This window comes from Methanothermobacter tenebrarum (assembly GCF_023167465.1).
Lineage (GTDB): Archaea > Methanobacteriota > Methanobacteria > Methanobacteriales > DSM-23052 > Methanothermobacter_A > Methanothermobacter_A tenebrarum.
Map to the genome: position 1 here is coordinate 1,019,934 of NZ_AP025698.1, position 24,432 is coordinate 1,044,365.

41 protein-coding genes and 1 tRNA gene are annotated in these 24,432 nt (G+C 44.4%); 2 read left to right on the forward strand and 40 right to left on the reverse strand.

The annotated features are described in order from the left end of the window. Positions 1-10: 10 nt before the first annotated feature. From MTTB_RS05670 to MTTB_RS05860, 39 genes are all read right to left on the reverse strand, one after another. Positions 11-376, reverse strand: coding sequence for a 50S ribosomal protein L18e (locus MTTB_RS05670; RefSeq protein ID WP_248564057.1), 366 nt, complete (start codon positions 374-376; stop codon positions 11-13). 16 nt (positions 377-392) lie between these two features. Beyond that, positions 393-1,169 carry a DNA-directed RNA polymerase subunit D gene (locus tag MTTB_RS05675; protein ID WP_248564058.1) on the reverse strand — a complete coding sequence of 259 codons (777 nt, stop codon included), beginning with the start codon at positions 1,167-1,169 and terminating at the stop codon, positions 393-395. Between the two features lies 1 nt (position 1,170). After that, positions 1,171-1,572, reverse strand: a complete 402-nt coding sequence (locus MTTB_RS05680; RefSeq protein ID WP_248564059.1) for a 30S ribosomal protein S11 — start codon at positions 1,570-1,572, stop codon at positions 1,171-1,173. 12 nt (positions 1,573-1,584) lie between these two features. Then, positions 1,585-2,103 carry a 30S ribosomal protein S4 gene (locus tag MTTB_RS05685; RefSeq protein ID WP_248564060.1) on the reverse strand — a complete coding sequence of 173 codons (519 nt, stop codon included), beginning with the start codon at positions 2,101-2,103 and terminating at the stop codon, positions 1,585-1,587. 17 nt (positions 2,104-2,120) lie between these two features. Then, entirely contained in the window at positions 2,121-2,573 is a 453-nt protein-coding gene (locus MTTB_RS05690) for a 30S ribosomal protein S13 (RefSeq protein WP_248564061.1), read from the reverse strand. A gap of 120 nt (positions 2,574-2,693) precedes the next feature. After that, a tRNA-Ser gene (locus tag MTTB_RS05695) sits at positions 2,694-2,778 on the reverse strand. A gap of 67 nt (positions 2,779-2,845) precedes the next feature. After that, the gene (locus MTTB_RS05700; protein WP_248564062.1) at positions 2,846-3,805 is read right to left on the reverse strand and encodes an RNA-guided pseudouridylation complex pseudouridine synthase subunit Cbf5; all 960 of its coding nucleotides are present in this window, start codon (positions 3,803-3,805) and stop codon (positions 2,846-2,848) included. A gap of 20 nt (positions 3,806-3,825) precedes the next feature. Then, a complete protein-coding gene (locus MTTB_RS05705; protein ID WP_248564063.1) occupies positions 3,826-4,050 on the reverse strand; it encodes a 50S ribosomal protein L14e in 225 nt (74 codons plus the stop codon). After that, positions 4,047-4,568 carry a (d)CMP kinase gene (gene cmk, locus MTTB_RS05710; protein ID WP_248564064.1) on the reverse strand — a complete coding sequence of 174 codons (522 nt, stop codon included), beginning with the start codon at positions 4,566-4,568 and terminating at the stop codon, positions 4,047-4,049. Before cmk ends, MTTB_RS05705 begins: the two co-directional genes overlap by 4 nt. Continuing rightward, entirely contained in the window at positions 4,565-4,831 is a 267-nt protein-coding gene (locus tag MTTB_RS05715; protein ID WP_248564065.1) for a 50S ribosomal protein L34e, read from the reverse strand. The genes cmk and MTTB_RS05715 overlap by 4 nt, the downstream gene beginning before the upstream one ends. Positions 4,832-4,846: 15 nt before the next feature. Continuing rightward, complete coding sequence (locus MTTB_RS05720; protein WP_248564066.1) at positions 4,847-5,410, reverse strand: EMC3/TMCO1 family protein; 564 nt, start codon at positions 5,408-5,410, stop codon at positions 4,847-4,849. 15 nt (positions 5,411-5,425) lie between these two features. Next, positions 5,426-5,980: an adenylate kinase gene (locus MTTB_RS05725; RefSeq protein ID WP_248564067.1), complete on the reverse strand. Its 555-nt coding sequence runs from the start codon at positions 5,978-5,980 to the stop codon at positions 5,426-5,428. 22 nt (positions 5,981-6,002) lie between these two features. Further along, positions 6,003-7,364, reverse strand: coding sequence for a preprotein translocase subunit SecY (gene secY / locus MTTB_RS05730; protein ID WP_248564068.1), 1,362 nt, complete (start codon positions 7,362-7,364; stop codon positions 6,003-6,005). A 20-nt stretch (positions 7,365-7,384) separates the two neighbouring features. Then, entirely contained in the window at positions 7,385-7,822 is a 438-nt protein-coding gene (locus MTTB_RS05735; protein ID WP_248564069.1) for an uL15m family ribosomal protein, read from the reverse strand. Between the two features lie 14 nt (positions 7,823-7,836). Then, on the reverse strand, positions 7,837-8,292 hold the full coding sequence (locus tag MTTB_RS05740; protein ID WP_248564070.1) for a 50S ribosomal protein L30: 456 nt from the start codon (positions 8,290-8,292) through the stop codon (positions 7,837-7,839). 13 nt (positions 8,293-8,305) lie between these two features. Then, positions 8,306-8,950: a 30S ribosomal protein S5 gene (rpsE, locus tag MTTB_RS05745; RefSeq protein ID WP_248564071.1), complete on the reverse strand. Its 645-nt coding sequence runs from the start codon at positions 8,948-8,950 to the stop codon at positions 8,306-8,308. After that, entirely contained in the window at positions 8,947-9,528 is a 582-nt protein-coding gene (locus MTTB_RS05750) for a 50S ribosomal protein L18 (protein WP_248564072.1), read from the reverse strand. Before MTTB_RS05750 ends, rpsE begins: the two co-directional genes overlap by 4 nt. 13 nt (positions 9,529-9,541) lie before the next feature. Then, a complete protein-coding gene (locus MTTB_RS05755; RefSeq protein WP_248564073.1) occupies positions 9,542-9,988 on the reverse strand; it encodes a 50S ribosomal protein L19e in 447 nt (148 codons plus the stop codon). 40 nt (positions 9,989-10,028) lie between these two features. After that, positions 10,029-10,355, reverse strand: a complete 327-nt coding sequence (locus MTTB_RS05760; protein WP_248564074.1) for a 50S ribosomal protein L32e — start codon at positions 10,353-10,355, stop codon at positions 10,029-10,031. A gap of 6 nt (positions 10,356-10,361) precedes the next feature. Further along, positions 10,362-10,895 carry a 50S ribosomal protein L6 gene (locus MTTB_RS05765; RefSeq protein ID WP_248564075.1) on the reverse strand — a complete coding sequence of 178 codons (534 nt, stop codon included), beginning with the start codon at positions 10,893-10,895 and terminating at the stop codon, positions 10,362-10,364. A gap of 12 nt (positions 10,896-10,907) precedes the next feature. Beyond that, positions 10,908-11,300: a 30S ribosomal protein S8 gene (locus MTTB_RS05770; RefSeq protein WP_248564076.1), complete on the reverse strand. Its 393-nt coding sequence runs from the start codon at positions 11,298-11,300 to the stop codon at positions 10,908-10,910. A gap of 14 nt (positions 11,301-11,314) precedes the next feature. After that, positions 11,315-11,458 carry a 30S ribosomal protein S14 gene (locus tag MTTB_RS05775; RefSeq protein ID WP_112093181.1) on the reverse strand — a complete coding sequence of 48 codons (144 nt, stop codon included), beginning with the start codon at positions 11,456-11,458 and terminating at the stop codon, positions 11,315-11,317. Positions 11,459-11,469: 11 nt separating this feature from the next. Next, the gene (locus MTTB_RS05780) at positions 11,470-11,976 is read right to left on the reverse strand and encodes a 50S ribosomal protein L5 (RefSeq protein ID WP_248564077.1); all 507 of its coding nucleotides are present in this window, start codon (positions 11,974-11,976) and stop codon (positions 11,470-11,472) included. 4 nt (positions 11,977-11,980) lie between these two features. Next, positions 11,981-12,700, reverse strand: a complete 720-nt coding sequence (locus MTTB_RS05785; RefSeq protein ID WP_248564078.1) for a 30S ribosomal protein S4e — start codon at positions 12,698-12,700, stop codon at positions 11,981-11,983. A gap of 3 nt (positions 12,701-12,703) precedes the next feature. Next, the gene (gene rplX / locus MTTB_RS05790; protein WP_248564079.1) at positions 12,704-13,075 is read right to left on the reverse strand and encodes a 50S ribosomal protein L24; all 372 of its coding nucleotides are present in this window, start codon (positions 13,073-13,075) and stop codon (positions 12,704-12,706) included. A gap of 12 nt (positions 13,076-13,087) precedes the next feature. After that, entirely contained in the window at positions 13,088-13,486 is a 399-nt protein-coding gene (locus MTTB_RS05795) for a 50S ribosomal protein L14 (RefSeq protein WP_248564080.1), read from the reverse strand. Position 13,487: 1 nt separating this feature from the next. Next, on the reverse strand, positions 13,488-13,808 hold the full coding sequence (locus MTTB_RS05800; protein WP_248564081.1) for a 30S ribosomal protein S17: 321 nt from the start codon (positions 13,806-13,808) through the stop codon (positions 13,488-13,490). Between the two features lie 11 nt (positions 13,809-13,819). Continuing rightward, positions 13,820-14,101 carry a ribonuclease P protein component 1 gene (gene rnp1, locus MTTB_RS05805; RefSeq protein ID WP_248564082.1) on the reverse strand — a complete coding sequence of 94 codons (282 nt, stop codon included), beginning with the start codon at positions 14,099-14,101 and terminating at the stop codon, positions 13,820-13,822. Then, positions 14,098-14,403 (reverse strand): stress response translation initiation inhibitor YciH, encoded by a 306-nt coding sequence (yciH, locus tag MTTB_RS05810; RefSeq protein ID WP_248564083.1) that lies wholly within the window; start codon positions 14,401-14,403, stop codon positions 14,098-14,100. Before yciH ends, rnp1 begins: the two co-directional genes overlap by 4 nt. Before the next feature lie 12 nt (positions 14,404-14,415). After that, a complete protein-coding gene (rpmC, locus tag MTTB_RS05815) occupies positions 14,416-14,610 on the reverse strand; it encodes a 50S ribosomal protein L29 (RefSeq protein ID WP_248564084.1) in 195 nt (64 codons plus the stop codon). A 6-nt stretch (positions 14,611-14,616) separates the two neighbouring features. After that, complete coding sequence (locus MTTB_RS05820; protein ID WP_248564085.1) at positions 14,617-15,258, reverse strand: 30S ribosomal protein S3; 642 nt, start codon at positions 15,256-15,258, stop codon at positions 14,617-14,619. A gap of 4 nt (positions 15,259-15,262) precedes the next feature. Continuing rightward, a complete protein-coding gene (rplV, locus tag MTTB_RS05825) occupies positions 15,263-15,724 on the reverse strand; it encodes a 50S ribosomal protein L22 (protein ID WP_248564086.1) in 462 nt (153 codons plus the stop codon). Positions 15,725-15,740: 16 nt separating this feature from the next. Then, positions 15,741-16,151 (reverse strand): 30S ribosomal protein S19, encoded by a 411-nt coding sequence (gene rpsS / locus MTTB_RS05830; protein ID WP_248564087.1) that lies wholly within the window; start codon positions 16,149-16,151, stop codon positions 15,741-15,743. Between the two features lie 24 nt (positions 16,152-16,175). After that, a complete protein-coding gene (locus MTTB_RS05835; protein ID WP_248564088.1) occupies positions 16,176-16,883 on the reverse strand; it encodes a 50S ribosomal protein L2 in 708 nt (235 codons plus the stop codon). Between the two features lie 20 nt (positions 16,884-16,903). After that, positions 16,904-17,164 carry a 50S ribosomal protein L23 gene (locus MTTB_RS05840; RefSeq protein ID WP_248564089.1) on the reverse strand — a complete coding sequence of 87 codons (261 nt, stop codon included), beginning with the start codon at positions 17,162-17,164 and terminating at the stop codon, positions 16,904-16,906. Positions 17,165-17,169: 5 nt separating this feature from the next. Then, positions 17,170-17,937, reverse strand: coding sequence for a 50S ribosomal protein L4 (gene rpl4p, locus MTTB_RS05845; protein ID WP_248564090.1), 768 nt, complete (start codon positions 17,935-17,937; stop codon positions 17,170-17,172). A gap of 12 nt (positions 17,938-17,949) precedes the next feature. Further along, a complete protein-coding gene (gene rpl3p / locus MTTB_RS05850; RefSeq protein ID WP_248564091.1) occupies positions 17,950-18,963 on the reverse strand; it encodes a 50S ribosomal protein L3 in 1,014 nt (337 codons plus the stop codon). A gap of 15 nt (positions 18,964-18,978) precedes the next feature. After that, complete coding sequence (locus tag MTTB_RS05855) at positions 18,979-19,770, reverse strand: putative RNA uridine N3 methyltransferase (RefSeq protein ID WP_248564092.1); 792 nt, start codon at positions 19,768-19,770, stop codon at positions 18,979-18,981. 424 nt (positions 19,771-20,194) lie between these two features. Beyond that, complete coding sequence (locus MTTB_RS05860; RefSeq protein ID WP_248564093.1) at positions 20,195-20,827, reverse strand: METTL5 family protein; 633 nt, start codon at positions 20,825-20,827, stop codon at positions 20,195-20,197. 127 nt (positions 20,828-20,954) lie between these two features. Between MTTB_RS05860 and MTTB_RS05865 the strand changes: the two genes are divergently transcribed. Continuing rightward, on the forward strand, positions 20,955-22,436 hold the full coding sequence (locus MTTB_RS05865) for an acetyl-CoA carboxylase biotin carboxylase subunit (RefSeq protein WP_248564094.1): 1,482 nt from the start codon (positions 20,955-20,957) through the stop codon (positions 22,434-22,436). Beyond that, positions 22,437-23,408, forward strand: coding sequence for a biotin--[acetyl-CoA-carboxylase] ligase (locus MTTB_RS05870; RefSeq protein WP_248564095.1), 972 nt, complete (start codon positions 22,437-22,439; stop codon positions 23,406-23,408). 4 nt (positions 23,409-23,412) lie between these two features. On the opposite strand, the gene rtcA is transcribed toward MTTB_RS05870, so the two are convergent. Continuing rightward, positions 23,413-24,429, reverse strand: a complete 1,017-nt coding sequence (gene rtcA / locus MTTB_RS05875; RefSeq protein WP_248564096.1) for an RNA 3'-terminal phosphate cyclase — start codon at positions 24,427-24,429, stop codon at positions 23,413-23,415. Positions 24,430-24,432: the final 3 nt, after the last annotated feature.

Consider the following 24,432-nt stretch of genomic DNA (forward strand, 5'->3'; position numbering starts at 1 on the left):
GATATATCCCTCATGCTATTATTTTTATGTTGGTGCCCTTTGGGTTTTCTTCTAGTAGTTCTTCTATTGTGAGGTGTTGGCCTTTAGCCTCTCTTATTTTCTCTTTTGCTGTTTTTGAGAATTTCCATGCTGCTATTTTAACCTTGTGGTCTAGTTTGCCTGTTCCCAGCACCTTCCCCGGGACTATTATTGTCTCGTTCTCGGTTGTGTGCCTGTTTATCCTTGATATGTTGACCTCTGCCATTTGTCTTGTGGGTTTTTCCAGTCTCTTGGCGATGTCTTTCCATATTGCCACGTTTTCTTGTGATGATTTCCTTTTAAGGGTGCGTATAAGTTTTATGAGATTGGGGTTTGTCTTTGTGATCTTTTTTGCCAAATTTATATCCCCCTTTTTAACATGCTTTTGTTATATTTTCTGCTTTTTCTATTAGGATGTCACATGCTCTTTCCAGGACTTCTTCTGGTGGTATTGAACCGTCAGTTTCCATTTTGAAGATGAATGATCCTTCTTCGCATCCCACTTTTATAGCTCCCCTGTCACATGCCCTCATACAAGTTTTGCACATTGCACAATCCTCAATATTAACTATCTTGGGTCCTTCTTCTAGGATACCCCTGGGGCATGCTTTCACGCATTCATAGCATTGTTCGCATTCTTCTCCTATTGTTATCCTTGGATAGTATTTGTATGCGCATGCTGTGGTGGGCTTCCATTTAGCATGTTCTCTTCCAATGCCGAGTTGTGCTATGGCCTCTAGTTCTATCTCTTCATCCCTTCTAAGTTTTAGGATTGGTATGGTATCATATACTGGTTTTATTTTTTCATCCTCTGATACTAGATCCTTGGAGTAGACTATCCCTGGGCCTTTCTTTTTTAATGTTAGGGATACGCTGCATCTTGGACAGTAGTCTTCGCAGTCGCATTCACTCGGCATTAGGATCCCATTTATCGCCTCCTTATCCGATTTTAGTGGGATTAGGCCGAGTCTGTGCGCCACGATCTCGTCGAACATGGATGAGTCATTTTTTATTATGTTAACGTATTCTATTGCTATTTTGGGAACTTCTGTCATGCTTGTTCTTCTTATAGCGTTAACGAATGATGTGTCAGCATCCTTTATAATGAAGGTTATCTCGTTCTCGGATTTTTCTTTCATGGTTATATCCATTTTAGACCCTTCTCCCTCTCCTGCCTCCAGGTCTCCCTGTACCATCATGTGGTATTGGTGTAACATCCTCTATCTTACCTATCTTCAAACCTGCACGGGCTAAAGCCCTTATAGCCGCCTGTGCACCAGGTCCTGGTGTCCTTGGACCGTTTCCTCCAGGTGCCCTGACCTTTATGTGTAATCCTGTGACACCCTTCTCCTTCGCATCCTCAGCTGCCCTGGTAGCTGCTTCCATTGCAGCGAATGGTGAGGCCTCTTGTCTGTCAGCCCTTACAACTCTTCCACCAGACCATTGCGTCACTGTCTCGGCTCCTGTGATATCTGTTATGGTGATTATAGTGTTATTGAATGATGAGTAAATGTGGGCTATGCCCCATTTTTCTTTTCCTTTAGCCTTGGCCATATACTATCCCCCCTATTCTGTGTCTTCTGCCTTGGATTCCACCTGTCCTATCATAGGTGATAATGGATAGAATCCTATCTTATCCTCCTCACCTTTCTTTACTAGGTAGCCTGGGGCGTTGACCTTACCACCATCCAAGGCTATGTGTCCATGTACTATCATCTGCCTTGCCTGTCTTATTGTCTTTGCAAGTCCCTTCTCATATACCATGGTTTGTAGTCTGCGTTTCAACACGTCTTCTATTGTAAGGTTGAGAACATCTTCTAGTTTAGCATCATCTGCTAGTATACCCATCCTTTTAAGGTGTCCTAGGAGTTGTTCTCTCTCATTTCTTGTCTGTTCTTCTGGGAGGCCTAGGAGGTGCCTTGCATCCCTCCTGTATCTTCTGATCATTGTCTCGGCCTTCCATATCTCTTTTTTGTTTTTTAGCCCGTATTTTGTGAGTAGTCTGTTTTCTTCTTTTATCCTTTCAGCGTTCCATGGATGGGGTGGAGTGTCATACTTTTTACGGGGTTTTCTTGGGTGTCCCATACTATGATCCCCCCTTCTTATTTCCTTCTCCTTCTTCTAACACCTACAGATTGTCCTTTTCTGAAGGTTGATCTTGTCCTCTGGCCCCTTACTGGGAGGCCTAGTTCGTGTCTTATCCCCCTGTAACTTCTTATCTTCTTCAGACGGTTCAAGTCTTCTCTGAGGCTCATTTCAAGGTCCGCCTCGATTAGGTGCTTGTCTTCACCTGTTTCATAATCCTGGCGGCGATTCTTCATCCAATGGGGGATATCATACTCTTCAGGGTTTTTAAGAGCCTCTTCCAATCTTGTTATCTCATCCTCTGACAAGTATCCTATCTTTTTCTGGCCATCAAATCCAAGAACATTTACTATGGCCTTGGCGAATGCCTTACCAACACCTTTGATGTCTGTTAATGCATGTTCTATTGTCTTATTACCATCCAAGTCCTTTCTGGCTATACGTATTATGTGTTTGAATTCCTCTTCCATCTGTTTAACCTCCGATGGGGGTGTGAGAATGAATCCACAAAAACCTCTTGTGGATGTTATCCCCCCATTCTCAATGTGATAATGGGTAAAACTTAGGATCATATTCTTGCATTAACCCGACGCCGGGACTGGGATTTGAACCCAGGAGGAGCGAAGCTCCACAAGATCTCCAATCTTGCGCCTTACCTGGCTAGGCTATCCCGGCACCCGTATAATGAGATTAACCAGGGGGGATACTATACTATCATTAGGCTTTAGATTCTATTTAAGTTTTACCATAATCTTGGGTATGTTCCCCGTTCCATAAAAACTTTCTGGGTGTCTACTACGATACCCTTTTCAGCATCTAGGATCTCGAGGGAGGAGCACATGCTTTCACCGGCAGCTACGAGCTCGTCCTTGAGTGTCATCAGGACTACTGTGTCACCCCTTTTTATGTTATCATCTAATCCTATGATACCACCCACTGCAAGGTTTGCACCGTGGCAGATGGCATCAACTGCACTGTCCCTGATAACTATCCTTGGGAGGTGTCTGACTGCAAATTCCATTGGTTGTATACACTTTCGCAGGAAACGTTCGTCACCGTCTTCTACCCAGAAGTGGTATGCGTCGGTTAGATCATGGAGTGTTACGAGGGTCTCATCTTCGGTGAATGGACCCACCCTTGTACGTCTTAACTCGAGCATGTGAGCTCCCGTCCCAAGGGCTTCCCCAATATCATGACAATATTTCCTTATATAGGTCCCGGCTTCGCATCCGATCCTGAATAGCACGTCCTTCCCATCTACTTCTAGTATATTGGCATAGTAGATTCTCCTAACCCTTAGTTGGCGTTTCACAGCAGCTTTCATTGGTGGTGTCTGGAATATTTTACCCTGGAATTCTCGGAAAACATCCTCCAATTTTGACATTTCAACGGGCCCATGCAATCTCATGATACAAACATACTCTTTATCGGCTTCTAGGAGTAATTGGAGCACCCTAGTAGCCCTTTCAATGCCTATGGGTAGTATCCCGGTGACTTTAGGGTCTAGTGTTCCCCCGTGTCCGACTTTTTTCACGTTAAGTAGTCTGCGGATCCATGAGTCTACCTGATGGGATGTGGGACCTGGGGGTTTATCGAGGTTGATAACCCCCTTTTGTATGTGTTCCTCTATTGGCCTCTTATCTGGCGGGCAACCATATGCCGGGTCTGTTTCGGCTTCGGTTTTGAGTATGAACCTTGCCATGGGGCGCCCCAGGTGATCTCTTATTGCTTTTCGAGTTGTTTTTTAATCTCTTCTATGTCATCTGATTTTATTTCTATCTTTTTTCCTGTAGGCTCCAGGTGTTTTATGTTACACCTCCTGTTTTTGACATTGACTCCCACGACTTCTACGAAATTTTTATCGATTATATCAACTATTACGCATTCTTCTCCTGCTTCTCTGCCTGCGGTTTTGATGCATATTCTTCCCACTTCTATTGCTGTCATTTGATCACCTCGATAACTTTTATTATTATATTCGTGATTTCTTCGGGTTTGAAATGGGCACTATTCACTATTATGTCATAGACTTGTAGGTCTTCTATGTCGATCCCATGGATCTCCATGTATCTCTTGGCTTCGCTCTCCTCTCTCCTCTTAATCTCATCCCCGACAATCTTGATGGGTTTTGATTCTCTCCTGCTTATCCTCTCTGCTCTAACATCAAATGGTGCTATTATAAGTATTTTGAGATCTGCTTCGACAAAATGGGCTGAAAGTCTCCCTTCCACTATCAGATTCTCCGCGCCCCTGGCCATCTCCGCCTGTCTCTTATCTATCTCCCTGTCGATTTCATGGTCCTCCTCTGCTAATCTGCTGAATTCCAGGAGGTCCATTCCCCTTTCGGCGGCCATCTGCCTGAAAACGTCACCTGCTGATATGTATGGTATCCCTAGTTTCCTTGAGAGCATCCTTGTTATTGTTGTTGTACCAGCGCCTGGGAGACCGCTGATGGTTATTATCATGACCTTGCCTCTTCCTTAAAAACTTTTCTCATACACTCTGAACAGTAATAGCCACCATATGGCCTGTTAGGTCTTCTCTTTGACTTTGGCAGTTTTCTTATCTGGTATGGTCTTCCGCGTGGGACTCCATGGAGCGGCTTGCCACATCCTGCGCATACATGCTTTGACGGTTTTTTCTTCTTGTAGTGTATGACCGTCCTACCACCTGGAGTCCTCTTGAATGTTCTCTTATATGATCTGGATCTGTATCTTAATTCTGGCATAAGCGTTCCTCCAAATTACATTCCTTTAAGTCCCATGAATTTCCTGAATATCTGGGACATTGCAAATGAGCATAGTATATACCAGCCGAGCCATCCTATGGCATAGGCTGGTGAACCAGCAGGCATCTTATAGAACATATGCCATACTGGGACCAGGAGCACGTAATATGCTACCTGTGGGAGTATGATTGTGGCCTTTGAAATATGAGGGTGTTGGGCCATCCAATAGAATACCAGGATTATGGGTAGGAAGGTTACTATCATTGGCTTGAATGACATTGTCATCATTTCCCTCTGCTTGTCCATGAATTCCATCTGCTTCTCTTGCAGTTCCTCAAGGGCTTTAACGTCACTGGATTTCCTGGCCTCCATAAGCTCCTGCTGGAATTCCTGCATCTCACGTCTAAGTTCCTGTAATCGCTCCTGGTCTACGAGTAGTTTGTTTGCTAATGTTATTACGAAGGCTACTAGTGTGGCTACAACGAATATTGTGAGTATTGGATTTTGTGGATTAGGGTCTAATGCCAGGAACGGGCCGAATATGATATCCAATCCTTTGTATATTATGTCCAGTACCATTTTCTTGTTTCCCCTCTATAGTATCTTCTTCATTTCCTGAACCGCATTTTCTAGGCGGCTATTATGGTTTTCGATTATTTTCACTGTTGCACCTGTTAGGGTGGCATAGGCCATGGCAGCTGCCCTGTTCATCTGTTGGTGCAGGTTTATCTCTTTAAGCATTTCCATATCCCTTGTCCTTGTCTTGTCTGAGATTCTTCTCATGAATATTTCCTCTGGGTCTGCTTCGACGAGTATGAACATGTCTGGTTGGAGTTCTTCTAGGACCCATTGTGGTAGTCCTGGTAGAAAACCAGTTGGTGTTTTTATTGTGCAGTGGGTGTCAACGATTATATTAGTTTCCTTGGATCTTTCTCTTATATTTTTCGCAGCCGCCTTTTGTATCCTCTTCTGTTTTTCTGGTGAAAGTCTCCTCAACTGATCCCTGTCCTCCACCAGACCCTCAGATCTGGCTATTTCGAGCATCACATCCCCATAGTTTACGTTTATATAATCTAGGTCTTCTAGTGCATGTTTGAGTACTGTTGTACTCCCAGATCCTGGTATGCCCACAACTACAACAACCTTCATATCCATCAAACCCCATACTCTTTTATTCTCCTAGGAAGCGTCTGAGCATTGGATGCATGTCCATAAGTTGTTCCTGGGCTATCTCCTCATATAACCTGTAGACTATACCTACTGTTAAAAGCACACCGGTACCCCCACCCAGGGCCCCTGTTAGGTCAGCTATAAACGCCAGGAATCCTACGAAGGCCCCCCCAAGTATGGTGAGTGGGGGTATGTAACGTTTCAGTATCCTCTCAAACTGCTTTTTAGTACTCCTAAAACCAGGAACCTGTAATCCCATCTGGTATAATTGTTTGGCAACCTCTCGGGGTCCGAGGCCGCTTATCTCGATCCATAACCATGCGAATAAGACGGAGAATCCTATGAATACTATAGCATAAAATACAACCTTCAAGGGGTCTAGGTAGATGATGTCAATAGACCTTGGGGGGGTTAAAAGGTATGCTAGGCCGCTTATGGCCTGCCCCCTTGAAACTTCTCCGAGTATTGGGTGTCCTATCTTCTGGAATACGTTAGCCATTAATTGGACATTTAATAGCAGGGCGCTTGTGAGTATAACCGGCATGTTACTTGCATATACGAATCTGAGCGGATACTTGCCTATCGGACCCCTCCCCCATCTTTTACCTCCCCCCATGGTTAGGGGTATTTCAACCCTCATACTCTCTGCATAGACCACAATAAGGAATACGAGGATTAGGGCTAGTATCGGTATAATATAATATTGGAAGTCAGGGGATTGTCCAGTTGCCAGCAGGTATAGGAATCCTGGTATTCTGCCGGCTGGCACTCCTGGTTGTGCTGGTGAAGGTAGGGGGTTGAACGCCCCAACCATTATCTCCTGGGATACTCCCGCTGCTATGAATAATCCAACCCCACTTCCAAAACCCCACTTAGAGACCACCTCATCTAGGAATATTATGAGTATGCCGCCTATGGTCATCTGTAATATCAATATACCTATAAATGTGGAAGATAAGGGTGCTAGGGCGCCTGTTAATACGAGTATGGCAGCCTCGAAGACTGTGAAGATGATGGCTAACAATTTCTGGGTTCCCTGGAAGAATGCCTTGTCTTCGTGCCGTGAAAGATCCAATTTTAATAGTTTTCCACCTACTAGCAATTGTAGTATGATTGATGCTGAGACTATGGGCCCTATACCCAATGTCAGGATCGAACCAAAATTTCCTGCGATAACAGCCCTTAACTGGGCGAATTGGTCCACTGCAGTGGGGCTTAGACCATATAAGGGTATCTGGCCGAGGAAGAAATATAATATTAGGATTGTCCCAGTCCATTTAAGTTTTTCCTTGAATGTTTGCCTGTATTCAGGCCTTTTCACTTCTGGTATTACTGAGAATATGGGTTCCAGCTTCTCCCTCAAAGTGGTTCAACTCCCAGAGATTATATTATCTCGGTTTTTCCCCCGGCCTCTTTTATCTTCTCTTCTGCTTTAGCTGAGAATTCATGGGCTTTAAGGTGTAATGGTTCTGTTATCCTGCCACGGCCCAAGACCTTCTCGTAGCCTATACTGGTAAGGTCTAGGATGGTTATATTTTTTTCCTTTTTGGCTACGCCTTCTTCTATGAGTTCTGGTAGTTTTTCTTGGATTTCTCCAAGGTTTATCGTCTTCGGGTCTTTGATGAGTTTTCTTGGACGTTTGAATCCTCTTTTGCCGAAGTGTTCCGGGTCGTGTTTAACTATCCATGTCCAGTGGTGTTTGTGTCCACCTGCTTGTCCTCTGCCGCCGCGGTGGCCTGCTCCCCGTCTTTTCTTTGATGATCCTCCGCCGACTGTCCTGGAGCCTCTCATCTTTGTTATCTTTTTTCTTTTTCTGATCATCGTATCCCCCCAGATTATATCATTCGTTGTATTAGTTCGTTTATCTTATCTCCTCTGTAGCCTAGGCTTCCACCTTCTTTGAAGGATTTTTTCACACTCTCATAGCCTTTTCTGGGTGGGTGTAATCTGAATACTGGTTTTATATCAAGGTCTTCGAGTTTGGTTTCCCCTTTAATTATGGCCGCTGCTAGTTCTTTGAATGTTGAGTAGCCTTTATCTTTTATGTGTTCTTCTGTGATTTTTTTGTTGCCGGGTAATCTGCCCCTTTTCCTTATCATTGATGCTAGTGTTTCTTTGTCTATTTCTCCCCAGGTTATGTAGTCCTTTGCCTTTTGTAGCATGCCCTTGTAGTCTGGTGTTTCCTCTACTAGTACTGCATGGTTGATCCTGTGTAATCTTAGCATTTTGAGGGTGTCCTTGATGTCTTTTCTCACACCCACTGACCCCCTTACTCTTATGACTGCGAACATTCTAGATCACCCTCTATGCTGTGGTGACTCCAAGCCTTTTAAGGTCTTTTTCTGCTGCTTTTATCCTGCTTAGTTGTTTTAGGGCGTTGAATGTTGCCTTTGCAAAGTTTATGGTTGTCTGTGTCTGTCCCTTTGTCCTGGACCATATGTCTTCTATCCCTGCGAGTCTGAGTATTGTTTTTCCAACATCTCCTATGGCGAGTCCCACGCCTCCTGGTGCTGGTAGGAGTGTGACTCTGACGCTCCCGCTTTTACCCGTGACTTTGAATGGTATGGTGTGTTCCCGGCCACATGCGCATCCCCAGTCTCCGCATCCTCTTCTAACCTTTATTATGTTGAATTTAGCATCATCAACCGCTTTTCTTATGGCTGGTCCGACTTCTCTTGCCTTTCCTTGTCCTAGTCCCACGTACCCGTCCTTGTTTCCGACTGCTACTATGACTCTGAAGTTTACTTTCCGGCCTGATTTGTGCATTCTCTGGACTAGGTTAACGTCTATGACTTCCTCTTCAAGGTCTGGGAGTAGTGCGTCTATTATTTCAAGTTCCATTATGGGGAGCCCTTCTTCGAATATTTCGTCTATGCTTGTGATTTGTCCTTCCTTAACCTTCTGTCCTAGGCTTGTTCTGGGCTCCCATTCTTCGATGTCAAAGTTCATGATATTACCTCATCTATTTTCTTTTTGATCTCCTGGAAGTGTTCTGGTAATCTTGTTGGGGAAATCCCCCTTTCGAAGTATTTGGAGAACCTTTTTTTCACCTCTTCCTCATCTAATGACTTTGCATAGGCTGCTATGTGTTCTCCCTTTATCCTTGATTCGTCTGGTAGGATGGATTCACTGTGAGGCACCTTTAAACCCGCGTCAACAGCCCCTTTAAGGGCTGCGAAGACCCTTGAACCCTTAACTGGGGGTCTTAGGCCCATGTCAAGGACGGCCTCTGTGATCCCCTCTTTCAGGGCTTTTTTGCCACATAAGTATCCTGTTAGGTAGGCTGCGCTTATATTATTAGTGTTAGCCAGCCATCCGAGGTTTTGTAATTGTTTTGAGTGGGCTGAGACTAGGGTTTCATCCCCCATTTTACCAATCTTGGCTATCTGTGTTATAACATGATAGTTGGTTACCCTTACAATGAATCTTAACTTATCAGCGTCTACTAACCTGTACCTTGCCTTGTAGTCTGTTTTCCCTTCTCTACGTCTCCTGAAGGGTAATCTGTATCTGGGTCCATATGCCAAGTCTGATCGCCTCCTATCTTAGCATGTCATGGTCTCTGGCATAGGTTTTCATATAGGATTTGCTCCTGAAAGCCCCGCCCTTGGCCATCTTATAAAGTTTACGATATGTTGTCTTGTTTATCTGCCTTTTATCCCTCATCTTTTTAAGGTCTTTCCTCAGAGCCCTTATCGTGCTTATCCATTCCCTCTTACGGGGTCTTCTAGCACCTTTAGCCCCTTTTATGCTGCCTCTTCCTCTCCTTCTACCCTTCCTTTTCTGTTCTTTTATCTTCTTGGACCTGTAACTGCTTATACCCTTCTTGGGTTGGGCTTTTATGGCCCCGTCTTTTATTAGTTGTTTTATGCTCTCTCTTGTTATTGCTGTTGAAACTTCGTCGACTCTTTCAGGGTCTATCCATACCCTGCTTGTCCCTACTTTGAGTATTTCTGCTGCTAGTCTCTTTTGAGTGGTGAGATTCATATTGGGTTTCCCTCCCTTAAATCATTTATATTGGGGGCTTTTATGGGTTCAGGATCTTAACGCCTAACTCTTTAGCCCTTTCCATGATTAGCCTCTTTTTCCTGGCGCCTACTGTGGATGCTATCCTGGCGGCTTCCCTTTTAGGGTCTAGGGATTCTACCTCCTCTAGGTTTCTGATTAGTATATCCTTGTAACCTGAGGGGTGTAATCCTCTTTCCTTCTTGGGCTTCCTGTATCCTATGGATGGCATTGCAGGTTTTCCCTTCTCGTATCTTCTCATTTTACTGGTCTTGCCCTTGGGTTTTCTCCATTTCTCGCCCAATTTTTTGTATCTTGCATACTCTTGTCTCTTGAATCTTTTTTTCATATGGGATCACCCTTTACTCGTTAGGTATATGCCATCCTGGAATACTCTCGGGTCTCTTCTTTTGATCTTTGTAGCCTGTTCTATGTTCGCCATTGTCTGTCCAACATCTTCCTTGTCTATCCCGGTTATGTGGACTTCGTCGCCTTTTACTTGTACTTTGGTGTCTCCTATGATTTTCGCCTTGCGGGGGTGCCTCTCACCTAGGAAGTTTTCGATTATGACCTTGTCCCCCTGGACCTTGACCGTCATGGGAAAGTGTGCATAGACTATCTTCATCTTATAGGTGAATCCTCTGGTTACTCCTATTATCATGTTGTTTATGTGGGCTTTGATGGTCCCGAGCATGGCCTTGTCCCTTTTACGTGGGAATTTAGCTTCTAGGATGATCTTATCATCTTCTTTATCTATTCTTATATTGTGTTGGTTGAATCTGCGGGATACTTCCCCCTTCGGCCCCTTTACTGTTATCTTGTCGTCTATGGTGACTTCTACATTCTCTGGGATGGGGATTTCTTCCCGGATTATTGCTGCTACGGCCATTATTATCACCTTCTAGTAGATGTATGCTAGTAGTCTGCCGCCTATTCCTTTCTCTTTGGCTTCTTTGTGGGTCATTATACCCTCTGGGGTTGTGACTATGAGTATTCCGAAGTCTCTGGCCGGCAGGTATCTTTTTTCGAATTTTTCGAATTCGTCTTTTTTCACGGCGTGTCTTGGTTTTATAACCCCGCAGTGGTTTATGTTCCCTTCTAGTTCTACTATGAATTTCCCGGCTCTGCCATCGTCAACGTATTCGAATTCGCCTATGTATCCTTCTTTTTGCATTGTTCTTAGCACTTGTCCGATGAGTTTGGAGGCTGGTGATATTATGCATTTGGTGTTTCCTCTAAGTTCGTTGTTTCTGATGTTTGTCAGTGCGTTGGCGAGTGGATCCATTAGTGTCATCTTTTTACCTCTCTTTAGTTGTATTTTTTGAAGCCTATTTTTGGTGCGAGTTCTCTGAAGCATTGTCTGCATAACATTAACCCGTATCTTCTTACGATGGCTGAATGATCGCCACATCTTGAACATTTCCTTGATGCTTTCCCGTATTTTCTTGGCATGGATTATCACCCTATGTTATTTTGACGTTGAATTTTTCTTTCATGAATTTGATGGCTTCTTCTCGGGTGACTCTATGTTTCCTTGGAACCTTCCTCTTCTGTATCCTGCGCCTGCTTATCCTGTATCCTGGTTTTTCGAATGTTATTGACAAGTCCATCCCGAATATTCCAATGTCTGGATCGTATTTCATCCCTGGCATGTCTATGTGTTCTTCTATACCCATTGAGACGTTCCCTTGGTCGTCGAATTGGCTTGCTTTGATTTTGTTACCGATACCATCTAGGAATTTCCTGATTATTTCCTCGGCCTTTTCTCCCCTTAATGTTACCTTGCAGCCTATTGGTTGTTTTTTTCTTATGCCGAATTCTGGGTTTGTAACCTTTGATATTGTTTTAACTGGTTTTTGTCCTGTCATGGTTTCTAGTAGTTTCTCTGCCCTTGCTAGTCTTTCCCCGCCTTCTCCAACGCCTATGTTCAGGGTTGCTTTCGCTATTCTCACTCGTTCCATGGGGTTCATATTGTTATCCTCCTAGTTGTATGAGTGGTTCTTTTTCTCCGATGACGAATACGTAGTCTTTTAGTGTCATGAAACTTTTTTTATCCTTGGTTTCTATGATTACTGTGTTGGGCATTGAAGATCTTGTAACTGTTATCTTTTTGATGGTCCCTATCTCACCTGTGTGTTTACCGCCGGTAACTAGTCCGAGGTTACCCTCCTTGAAGCTTATTGAATCTACTATCTCCTGTTGTGGGATTCTGAGTTTTATAACATCTCCTACTTTGAAGTTTTCATCGACTATATGATTGCGTCCGTCATGGAGGTTTAGTTGTGTTCTTCCACCCTTGAGTGTTGTCTTGTTGATGATTTTACATAATTTGAAGTTTTTATCCTCTTCTATTGGGTGGAGTGTTAGGGTGCCCTTTTCGCCTAGGCCCACCCTGTAGGTTTCGCCTGTACGGGGTATTTCCACAACATCCATGAAACCGACTGGAAACTTGTAATCCTTCCTTGGACGCCCATCTATGAGGATTTCTCCACTGTTTATTATCCTCTTGGCTTCTTTGGAAGTGTCAGCCACTCCTAGGATATCCCTTACTATTATAAGTAATGGTAGTGAGTTCTCCATGGAGTGGGGTCCTGGTGAGGGTTTAACAGTCCATTTACTCTCCTTAGGTGGTATTGGCCAGTGCCTAGGTGATTTGAAACGCTTAAGGTGTTTTCTTGATCCCATTTTAGCCATTTTTTATCCCTTCCGTTCTAGTATTTTGATTCTTTTCTCATCTTCCAAGTTCAATTCTATTATCCTGAGATTGGAGGGGTGTATTGGGAAGTATGTTGTGGTCCCGTCCACTTTTTGTATTGTGGCACCTTCCACATAGACCTTATAGTTTTTGAGGTCCACCCTTTCTATTTTTCCCTGGTGTCCTTTGAAGTCTCCGCGCATTATCTCTACCTTGTCTCCTCTTCTTACTGGTAGTGATCTTCTATTGTATTCTTCTCGGAGTTCTTTACTCAAGGTTGCGCTCATTATCTTGTGACGAATGTGTAAAGGTGCATTATAAAGGAATTTCCTCTGTTTCCTTGGCTGTTTTGATCTTGGTCTTCTCCTAGCCATTATCATCACCCATTATACTATTATACTGGCTGCGCTGCCTATACTAGGCCATCTGGTGGCCGCTTCCTTCGCTACGGGTCCTCTTATCTCCGAACCCTTCAGGCTCCCGTCCGGGTTCACGATGACCGCGGCATTATCCTCGAATTTGACCCTTAACCCATCTGGTCTCCTGTACTCTTTTTTCTGTCTTATTATGACAGCGTTTAGCACCTCTCTTCGCATGTCCACCGTACCCTTTTTCACCGAGACCACTATCATGTCACCTACACCAGCTGCTGGGAGTCTCCTTCTAACACCCTTGTAGCCTTTAACTGCTATTATTTCAAGTTCTCGGGCTCCTGTATTGTCTGCGCAGTGTAGTGTAGCGCCTACGGGCAGTGCCCTGGTGACATTTGCTGCTATGGCCTTCATATTATTTCTCTCCCTTTACTTCAACTACAACGAAACTTTTTGTTTTACTTAGGGGTCTGCATTCTGCAATCTTTACCATGTCACCAACTCTAACGTCGATGCATTCGGGTTTGTGGGCTTTTATCTTCGATCTTCTCTTCTCATATCTCTCATATTTTGGCAGGAACTGGTAGTAGCTTCTCTCTACTGTAACTGTTCTTTCTGCCTTGTCACTGGTCACTATACCTTCTAGTATTCTCCCTCTAACCTTTAGGTTACCATGGAATGGACAGTTAGGATCGTTACATTTGGATTTTGGTTCTGGGACGTCGATGCCGATCATCTATCATCACCTTAAATTTTTTTAAATTTCTTTTTTATCCTCTCTTCTGGACGGCCTACTATTATTCGCCCGTCTATTTCCACTATCTGACCGTTTGGTAGTTTGAAGTGGAATATTGCCACGTTCTTGGGTATTATGATTTCTTTCCCATCCTTTAGTTCTATTTTGAGTGTGTTTTTTGTTTCGTCGATGACCCTGCCCTTGAGGCCTTTGAAGTCTTTGTGTGGACTTTCTGCTACTTCGACTTTTAGGCCTATGAGTTCGTGTCTGAATACGTTCCCTGGTGTTATCATCTTATCTCTATGGTGTCTGGGGAGAAGCCTAATTCGACTAGGACCTTTTTGACCTTCTTTTTATGGTCTCCTTGTAATTCTATTCTACCCTTTTTGGCTGTCCCCCCACATGCGCATTTGGCTTTTAGCGTCTTTGTGAGCTCTTTTATGTCTATTTCCTGTTCGTTGATGCCCTCGATTATTGTCATGATCTTCCCGAATCTCCTCCTTACTGTGTACACTTTCAATCTTTGTATTTCCCTTGCTATCTCCTCACAGACGCATAATTCCTTTGGAAGACCGCATACCTCGCAGATTTTCATTTATGTCTCCTTCTATTTTTCTTTCATGATTGTTAGAACTCTTGCTATCGTCTTTCTAAGTTCGCGCATTTTACCAGGACTTTCAGGGGCTCCTGTAGCCGCGCTCTTGGATAGATGTTTTGAATATTCTGCCTTCAGCTCATCTAATCTTTTATAAAGTTCTTCAGTGTCCATCTCTCTTATCTCATCGCTCTTTAGGATGGCCATTTTCAATCACTCTTTTTTAGCTTCTTCCTCAACCTCTTCAACTTCTTCTTCAATCTTTGGTGTTTTGATTTCCACGTCATCGGGAAGTTTGGCATCTGGGGGCATTATACGCACATACACTCCAAGTACTCCCGGTTTTAATTGTACTGTGGCGAATCCCTCTCTGACGAATTCCATGGCTGGTTCGCCACACTTTTTAATATAACCGTCTGTGAATTTGGCCATAGCCGCCCTGGCACCTCTTATCTTCCCCGAGATTGTTATCTCGACTCCCTGGGCGCCGGCGGCCATTATCCTCCTCATGGCTGTGTAGGCCACTCTCCTGAAGTGCATGCCCCTTTGGAGCATTGCAGCGATCTTATGGGCCATTATCCTCGGGTTTAACTCGGGTACTTCGACTTCTTTAACTTCTACTTGGGGGTTTTCGAGTTTGAACTTGTTTTTGAGTTTCTGGGTTATGGCTCGGACTGTTTTACCCCCGCGTCCTATTACCATGCCTGGTCTTTCTGCATAGACCACTACCATGGTACCCAGTGGCGTTACCTGGATGTCCATGCCACCATAACCTGCTCTTTCAAGCTCCTTTTCCAAATATTCGTCGATTTTTGTCCTTTTAAGGCCCTCTGTGACGAAGTCTTTTTCGATCATCGGATTAAGCCTCCCCTAGTACTACTTGGATGTGTGTGGTTGGCCTGTTGAATGGTGTGGCTCTCCCGAATGCCCTGGGTACCCATCCTCTTATTGGCTGTCCCCTGTGACTTGATATGTGGATTATCTTCAGGTTTTCTGTGTCCAGTCCCTTGTATTCTGCGTTGGCCTCCGCATTCTCCAAGACCTTTAGTATGTGCCTGGCTGCTTTGACCGGGTACCTGCCACTGTCCCATCCTCTGAGGCCTCTGCGGTGTCCCACCTTCTTATTGTATCTTTTGAATGGTACTGGTCGTTTCATTTGGATGACCTCTTTAAGGTAGTCTTTGGCTTCTTCTAGTTTCATGCCCTTGAGTTCTCTGCAGATTTCCACTGCATGTTTTGGGGAGATTTGGAGTCTGAAACCGGCTGCCCTCGCTATCTTGGCTTCGTCTTCTCCCTTATAAGCGTATTTGATCCTGGCCATTTTATTGTCTCCCATTTTATTTCAGAGGAACGAACATGGATGATCTGGTTGCGCCCATTCCCGGGTCTCCGTGTTCAACCTTTTTCCTTGTTGGTGCGAATTCTCCAAGGTAGTGTCCGATCATCTCTGGTTGGATTTTCACTTCTACGAAGTCTTTCCCATTATGTATTCCGAAGGTTAAACCCACCATCTCTGGGAGTATTATCATGTCCCTGCAGTGGGTTCTTATAACGGGTTGTCTTCCAGTCTTTTCAGCCTCTTTTTTAACCTTCCTTACCTTTTCCAATAATTTTTTTTGTCTTGGTAGGAATCCTCTTCTTAGGGATCTTCTTTGTCTAGATGGGAATAATTTTATCACATCATCTAGGGGCATTTTCTGTAATTCGCTTAATCGGTAGCCTCTGTAACTGAATTCTCTACGTGCCAATAACTCACCTCCAACGATATTATTTTATCTTCTTTTCCCGGTTCTTTTAGCTGCGATTGAGCCAACTTTTCTTCCTGGTGGTGCGTGTTTTGATACTGTTGTGGGTTTGCCTGGGTGTTGCCTGTTACCTCCACCATGGGGGTGGTCGACGGCGTTCATTGCAACGCCTCTTACAACAACGGACTTTTTACCCTTAGCCTTGAGAGCATGATATTTTTTACCTGCTTTGAGGAATGGTTTCTCTCTACGCCCCCCACCAGCCACCACACCAATTGTGGCCCTGCATTTCGGGTTTAGGGCTTTCAGTTCTCCTGATGGTAATTCTATGACAACCTTGTCTATGTCGTGTGTGATTAGTGAAGCGTAGGTGCCTGATGATCTGACGAGTTTTCCACCGTCCCCTGGTTGGTTTTCTATATTGTAGATTGGCGTCCCCTCTGGGATCTCACCCAATTCTAGGATGCTACCCGGTTTTATCGGCGCCGGGCTTCCATGGTATACTTCTTCCCCGATTCTAATATTCTCTGGTGCTAGTATGTAGTCTTCGTCGCCGTTGTCATATTTTACCTTGGCTATGGGGGCTGTTCTCCCAGGGTCGTGGATTATATCAACTACCCTACCCTTCATGGTCTCCTGTGATTTGTATTTTATCTTTGCCTTGAAACGGTGGGAGGCGCTCCTATATGTTGGCGTCCCCCTCCCAAGCCTCTGTGATCTTAATCTTTTACCCATATTATCTCTCCCCTCTCAGGTTAGAATACTCCTAGTTTAACTGCTATGTCCTCTGCGTTGTGTTCCTTAGCCAATTTTATATATGCTAGTTTTTCTCCGTTGTGTGTGATTTGAGTGTTAACTCTTTCAACCTTCACGGCGAAGAGTTCCTCGAAGGCTGTTTTTATCTCCGACCTATTACTTCCCCGGTTGACTATGAATGTTAATTCATTATTTTGATCTATCAAGTTCATAGTTTTTTCTGTTACATGGGGTTTTATTATGATCTTGTATGGGTCCATTCCCTTCACACCCCGAAGAGTTTATCAAGTTTTTCTATTGCTGATCTTGTGTATACTGTTAGTCTACCAGGGTGCGTGCCTGGTGCCAATAGTTCCGCGTTTAGGTTCTCCACCCTTATTATGTCTATGCCTGGGTGGTTCCTCGCACCTAATCTTATGCCTTTATCCTCGTGGACTACTATGAGGGGCCCCTTAGGTGTTCTGTATTTTCTCCCCCTCATCTTACCCTTCCCGGCTCTTATCTTTTTACCCTCTTTCGCCCTTATTATATCATCTATTATTCCCAGTTTTTTGAATATCCTTCTCGTCTCCTTTGTCTTTTTGATCTTGGAGAGTTCATCATCCACTACTAGTGGGATTTCCGGGATTTTGTCTGTGATATGCCCTCTCTCCTTGACTAGTTCTTTGTTGGCTGTTGCTGCTATAGCTGATCTGATGGCTAAGCGCCTTTCCTTAGCGTTTACCCTCTCATGATAGTTTTTGTATGGTTTTGGCGGGTGCGCTCTTCTACCTCCCCTGGCCTGGGGTACGAATGCCGCTCTTTGACCGCCCTTTATCCGGGGTACCATTGCGATTCCCCGGCCTGCACCGTATGATTCTGCTGAGGTTCTTTTGCCGGCCATGGGATCTGAACCCCATGGTTGTACTCTTGCTGTTTGTGCTGACATGACCGCCCTTCTTATGAGGTCTGGTCTGTATTCTTCCTCGAATATTTTGGGCAATTTTATCTCGTCTACTGGTTCTCCGTCTAGTGAGTAAACTTTAATCTTCATGTGAACCACGCCTTAGGTTCCCTGTTTTGATGCCGTGCTTATATATGTTATCTGGGGTGCTTCAAAGCCGCCTTCAGGTGCTCTTATGCCTTTTCTCATGACTATCAGTCTCTTAGCTGGGCCGGCTACTGAACCTTCCAGGAGGATGTGGTCGTTGCGGATGAGCCCGTATCTTATGAATCCACCCCTTGGGTTTATTTGGTCTGCTTCTGAGGCTTCTCCTATCCTGAGTATTCTCTTGTTGTATTCTGTTCTCCTATGGTAGCCCATTTGCCCTGCTTGTGGAACTGTCCACATTGTCCTTGAGGGCGTCCACGGGCCCAGGGATCCTATGTGTCTTCCCTTGCTGCTTCTCGCTGCTTTACCATATTGTATCCTGATACCCCATCTTTTCACAGGCCCCTGGAATCCTTTGCCCTTGGTCACCGCTATCGAATCAATGTACTCCCCCTCAGAGAACACGTCACCTACTCTAATATCCTCTCCGAGCAACTCCAGTGCATATTCTAGTTTTTCCTGGGGGTTTTCACCGCCTATGGCGCATTCAAAGATTTCAGGTTTCTTCTTTGGCAGCGCTGCTAGTCTGGGGTTGGTATGTGCCAGTATTCTTATCTCCTGGATGTGGTCCATGTTGTCTTCTATTTTTTGGATGGCTGCTTCCTTGTTGTAGTTGTCTCCTGGTGTGGGTATTCTCCTTTTAACATCCTCTTTAAGGTTATCGGCTAGGACATCTGTTAATGTCCAGAGTCCCCTGCTGGTTTTTTCATAGGCTCTAACACCCATTACAGTGATTGGTGGAGTTTCTATTACTGTGACAGGTGTTGTGATCTCCATGCCCTCTGTGGGCGAGTTTTTCCTATTATCCACTATTGTAACGTGGGTCATCCCGGCTTTGTAACCGGCGAAGGCTAGTGGTTTCAACTCTTGGACTTTTGGCCAGGATTTGATCCTGGGCGTTTCCTTCGCAGCCCTTTTCCTTGGACTGTATGCCAGTGATCCTTTTCTTGGTTGATGATGTCTAGCCATTAGATTATACCTCCTCTATTTCCATATTATGTTAAATATTGATAAGGTTGCTAGTACAGCTTCCTCGGTCCTTACTGTCTCGGTTCCATGATCCGGTATCGTATTCAATTTGAAGTCTGCTTTGATCGTCTCTGGTAACCCCTTGTAAGGACCTCCGAATAAAATAGCCACGTCATGGGCTTTTTCTAGTCTGAATTTTACTTCATCTAGAATAGAAGTAAGGGGCGCGCCATACTTGGATGTTGCTATGACAACATCCTTCCTCGCGGATCTTAGCGTCTCCTCGAGGCCTTTACCCGAATCCTTTACCTTGTATCCCCAGTACACATCTTCTGGTTCCTCTGGTTCTACTATTATATTCTTACCATATTTTATTATCTTGAAGGTTAGTATCTTGTTCACTGTGAGCTTTTCCCTGGATAAGGCTGGCCTGTCCGCCCCTATATCGACTATAGTCCCCTTCCTGGTTCTCTTGAGGGTTAATCCTTGTCTATATTCGCCAACATGTGGTTTGCCTATTGGATGATGTGGGGTGCGAAGTGGGGGGAGCACACCCACATGCCTCAGGTTAGGCGATAAAGGGAAAACTTTCCTTCGAAGGTATTGGGGTGTATCCATATAAGCTAGGATATCCCTAATAAACTTTGCCTCTCCCCCACCTTCATCCCTATAAATTATGATCTCATCGACCCTGAATATGGCCGCTGCCCGGCCTATTATACCTACCTTATAGGTTTTTATTTTAGGATCACTTGTCTCCTCTGTTAAAGTATCTGGGATGAATATGGATAGCATCCTTTTATACATCTATTAATCTCTATTTTCATCTTTTATAAATATTTCCATAACCCCAAAACTTGGACTCTATCTATTAGATTACAACTGGGAACTATCCTCCCTAAAAATTTTAACTCTATCGGCGGGAACCCCCCATATGGGAGGGTGAAAGCTGGAAAAGTTTATTTTTTGTGCTTACCTCCAAGTAGGAGGTTGAAATGTCTCATCACCCCCTATCATAGGAGACTGTAGGCTGGATAAGTATTGTAGGGTTTGGGACAACCCAGAATTCACACCTGTGGAGATGCTACAGGTCGTCTGTAAAGCAGACCTGCAATAGCTGGTGACAGTACGGATGCTACAATAAACTGCCAATGGGAACCCCCCATACAAGCCTCAAAATGTGGAAAATCCACACTAAGGGCACAATCCAACTGGGGGTGTCCCATACCATTCAAAGGTTCCTAACAACCCTTAAGACAATAACATCCACAAGCTTAAAATCCTTTTTATGGAAATCATATACCCTTGGGATGGGAAACCTATAATATAATCTGTGGGTTATTTTCCCACCAATCCTTTCAAAATATTCCGTGACAAAATCCTCGGACCCCCTCATATGGAACGAATAAACAACAGGGGAAATCTTAAGGGACCCCCTAATAAAGATCCTATCAGCACCACGTTTAACCATCCTCTGAGATCCGAATGGCGGATTCTGGATCAGCGTATCAACTCCCAACCTTGAAAGTTCCATAATACTATCCTTTATATCAGCTTCTATGAATCGTATCCTATCCTTAACATCCAAATCCTCAGCCGCACCCATAGCAACCTCCAAGGCCTCCTTATCAACGTCCACGGCGAAAACCTTACCAGCCCCCAGGATAGCGGCTCCAATGGCAAATATACCAGTACCACAGGCTAAATCCATAACATTTTTGCCATGAATATCACCAAGATTATATGCAAGCCAGAGAATATCAGCAGCAATAGCCGAAGGCGTCTTATACTGCTCCAAAACAGCCTTAGGACTAATATAATCCGGTATCCTCTCAAGTAAAATTTCAAGATGCCGCTTCTTCACTATCCTATACCCCATAACAGATCCCATCAAGGGAAATCCCTAATAGGTTATTCTATCAAGGAAACTTTAAATAATATCCTCACAAAAATTATCATCAACAGATCTTAAAAAGAGAGGGTGTTCTCCCATGTTCAACAAAGTTCTCATCGCAAACCGTGGTGAAATAGCTATAAGGGTTATGAGAGCGTGCAGAGAACTGAATATTAAAAGTGTCGCCGTATATTCGGATGCTGATAAAAATTCATTATTCACACGTTACGCTGATGAATCACACCCCCTTGGCGGTTCAACACCATCCGAAAGCTACCTAAGAGTGGATAAAATAATAGACATAGCCGAAAAATCTGGTGCAGAGGCCATACACCCAGGTTACGGTTTCCTAGCCGAAAACCCGAAACTTGGCATGGAATGTGAAAAACATGGCATAAAACTCATAGGCCCCAAAAGTTCAGTTATTGAAGCCATGGGTGACAAGATAAGAGCAAGGAAACTCATGAAAAAGGCCAAGGTCCCAGTAGTCCCGGGTACAATAGAGGGTGTAAAGGATGCTGAAAAAGCCATTAAAATCGCAGAGGAGATAGGCTACCCGGTCATGGTAAAAGCATCCGCCGGGGGTGGTGGCATAGGTATGAGAACAGTCTACGAGGAAGACGAGCTTGTAAGGGCCATAGAATCTACACAATCGGTAGCATCATCCGCCTTCGGGGACTCCACAGTTTATATAGAAAAGTACCTTGAAAAGCCAAGGCACATTGAATTCCAGGTGCTTGCAGACGAACACGGGAACATAATACACCTTAACGAGAGGGAATGTTCAATACAACGCAGGCACCAGAAATTGATAGAGGAAGCCCCCTCCCCTATAATGACACCCGAACTCAGGGAGAGGATGGCTGCAGCGGCTGTCAGAGCCGCTAAGCATATAGGTTACACCAATGCTGGTACAGTGGAATTCCTATATTCCAATGGGGACTTCTATTTCCTCGAGATGAACACAAGAGTCCAGGTAGAACACCCTATAACAGAGGTTATAACAGGCGTGGACATAGTAAAGGAACAGATAAGAATCGCAGCCGGCGAAGAACTCTCCTATTCACAGGATGAGATAAGTATAAGGGGTCATGCTATTGAATGTCGCATAAACGCAGAGGATCCCCTATCAGATTTCAAACCGACACCAGGTAGGATAACAGGTTACAGGTCACCTGGTGGCATAGGGGTTAGGGTTGACAGTGGCGTTTATATGAACTATGAGATCCCAAGCTACTATGATTCCATGATATCAAAGCTTATAGTATGGGGTCGCGACCGTGCAGAGGCCATTGAAAGGATGAAAAGAGCCCTCGCAGAGTATATAATATTGGGTGTTAAGACAACCATACCATTCCATAAGGCTATAATGAGGAACGAGGCCTTCAATAGGGGAGAACTCCACACACACTTTGTAGACCATCATAGGAAGCAGATCGAAGAGGAGATGAAAAGGATAGTCATCGAGGATAAAGAGATGGTAACCAGGCTACAATCAACATTCCTACCCCCAAAGAAGGTTGCCGCGATCTCAGCGGCAATAGGAAATTATATAGCATCCAACAAAAAGGTGTTATAGATGAATTATAAGATCCTCGAGTTCCTATATGAGAACAGGAAAAGATTCGCGTCTGTAGATGAGATAGCGTCAAAATTAGGCCTTGAACCTGATAAGATCCTGGAGGTACTTAAGATCCTTGAGGATAGGGGTTATAAGTTCGAGAAATCAGAGGAAGGTTATAGATTAAAGGAGCCAACAGGCAACCTGTCACCAGCTAGGATAAAGGATGGCCTTAATACGCGTTATATTGGCAAGGAAATCTATTGTTTTGACGAGGTTGACTCCACTAATATTATAGCCAAGGAACTTGCAGAGGACGATGCCAGAGAGGGTACGGTTGTCATAGCAAAAACCCAGACAAGGGGCCGTGGTAGGCGGGGTAAAAAGTGGATATCACCCCGTGGCGGTATATGGATGTCAATAATATTAAGACCAGAGATACCACCAGCAGAGGCACCCCATTTAACCCTCGTAACTGGTGTTGCAGTTGCCAAAACCCTCAAGAGGGAGTTTGGTTTAGATGTTGGGATAAAATGGCCAAATGATATACTCATCGGGGACAAGAAAGTCTGCGGTATATTAATGGAGGCCCATGCCCGTTTTAACACCATAGAATATATCGTTGTGGGTATAGGGATAGATACGAACGTTGACGTGGACTTGTTCCCTGAAGAATTCCGAGAAGGGGCCACCTCCCTCAAAAAGGAGCTTGGAAGGGAAGTTGATTCTGTCGATCTTATTAGGAAGCTTTTAGTCGAATTTGAGAAGGTTTATGATGATTTCAAGAATGGGGGGTTCCCTGAGATATTAAATGAGTGGAGAAGATTCTCAAAGACTATAGGAAGTTATGTTGAGATTAGGAAACAGTTGGGGGAGACTGTAAGGGGGGAGGCTGTTGGCGTGAACAGCGAAGGCGCCCTCATATTAGAATTAGATAATGGGGATTTGAGGAAGATAGTCTCAGGGGAATGTATACATTTAAGAAGTTAGGCTTTTAGGGACATTCTATGGCGGCTGGTTTTCCCAGCTCCCCCATTATTTTGAATTTTTTGCCTGTGATCTTTTCTGTGACGTGTATGTTGGTGTAGGCGTGCATTGAGAATTCAACGGTTCTTATTATGGATTCTCCTGCAATTGACATGTATGGTATGATCTGATCCCCCATGTACTTATCTAGTGGCGCCCCATTTTCTAGAAATTTTATCAGTCCTTCTGCGGCTTCTTTCCCAACGGTTTCTGCTGGTTTCCCCTTTTCACCGAGTGAACTGGCCCCTATTCTGGTGTTGCCCTCGGCCCAGAGTATTATACCCGAGCCTGGTGATAGTGTGTCATTGGAATGTTCTATTCTTATATCTGCTTCTAGTCCCTTTTCTTGTAATTTTTCTTGGGCTGCCCGGGCTTGCCTCTCTGCAACGTGTAATGGGAGTTTACCGGCGTGTGATATCCCCTTTATGGAGTCTATTTTGGCTTTTGTCAATTTTATTGGTTTTAGTCTTTTTATGGGTTGTATCATCGCTTCTATGGTGCCCCCACCCTTTGGGTAGTATCCTCTCTTTAGTAGTTTTATTTTTCCCTTGTAGCCCATCTTTTCTAATAATGGGAGTGTTACATTTTTTATGTAGTCTATTGGTGGTGACCATTTGACATCGGTTCCTCCCCGTATTTTGAATGTTGTTTTGTCTTCTGCGAATGCTGCGGGTATCATGAGGGCTTGGAGTACTAGTCCTATGCTACCTGCAGTTTTAACATCGAAGTAGAAGTTTCCCCCTTTTATTCTCTGTGGTGTGAATTTGATTTCCATGGATCCTACTTCGGCCCCTTCTATCCTGGCTTTTGATAGTTTGGCTAGTGCTTTGACTGCTGTTAGGTGTTGGTATGATAGGCCCTTTTTGGGCCTGTTGGCCCTTATGTTGTATATTCTTATTGGGGTTGATGTTAGGGCTGCGAGTGCTGTGGCTATTCTTACGAGGGCGCCCCCTCCTTCACCGAATGATCCGTCGATTTCAAGCAAAGG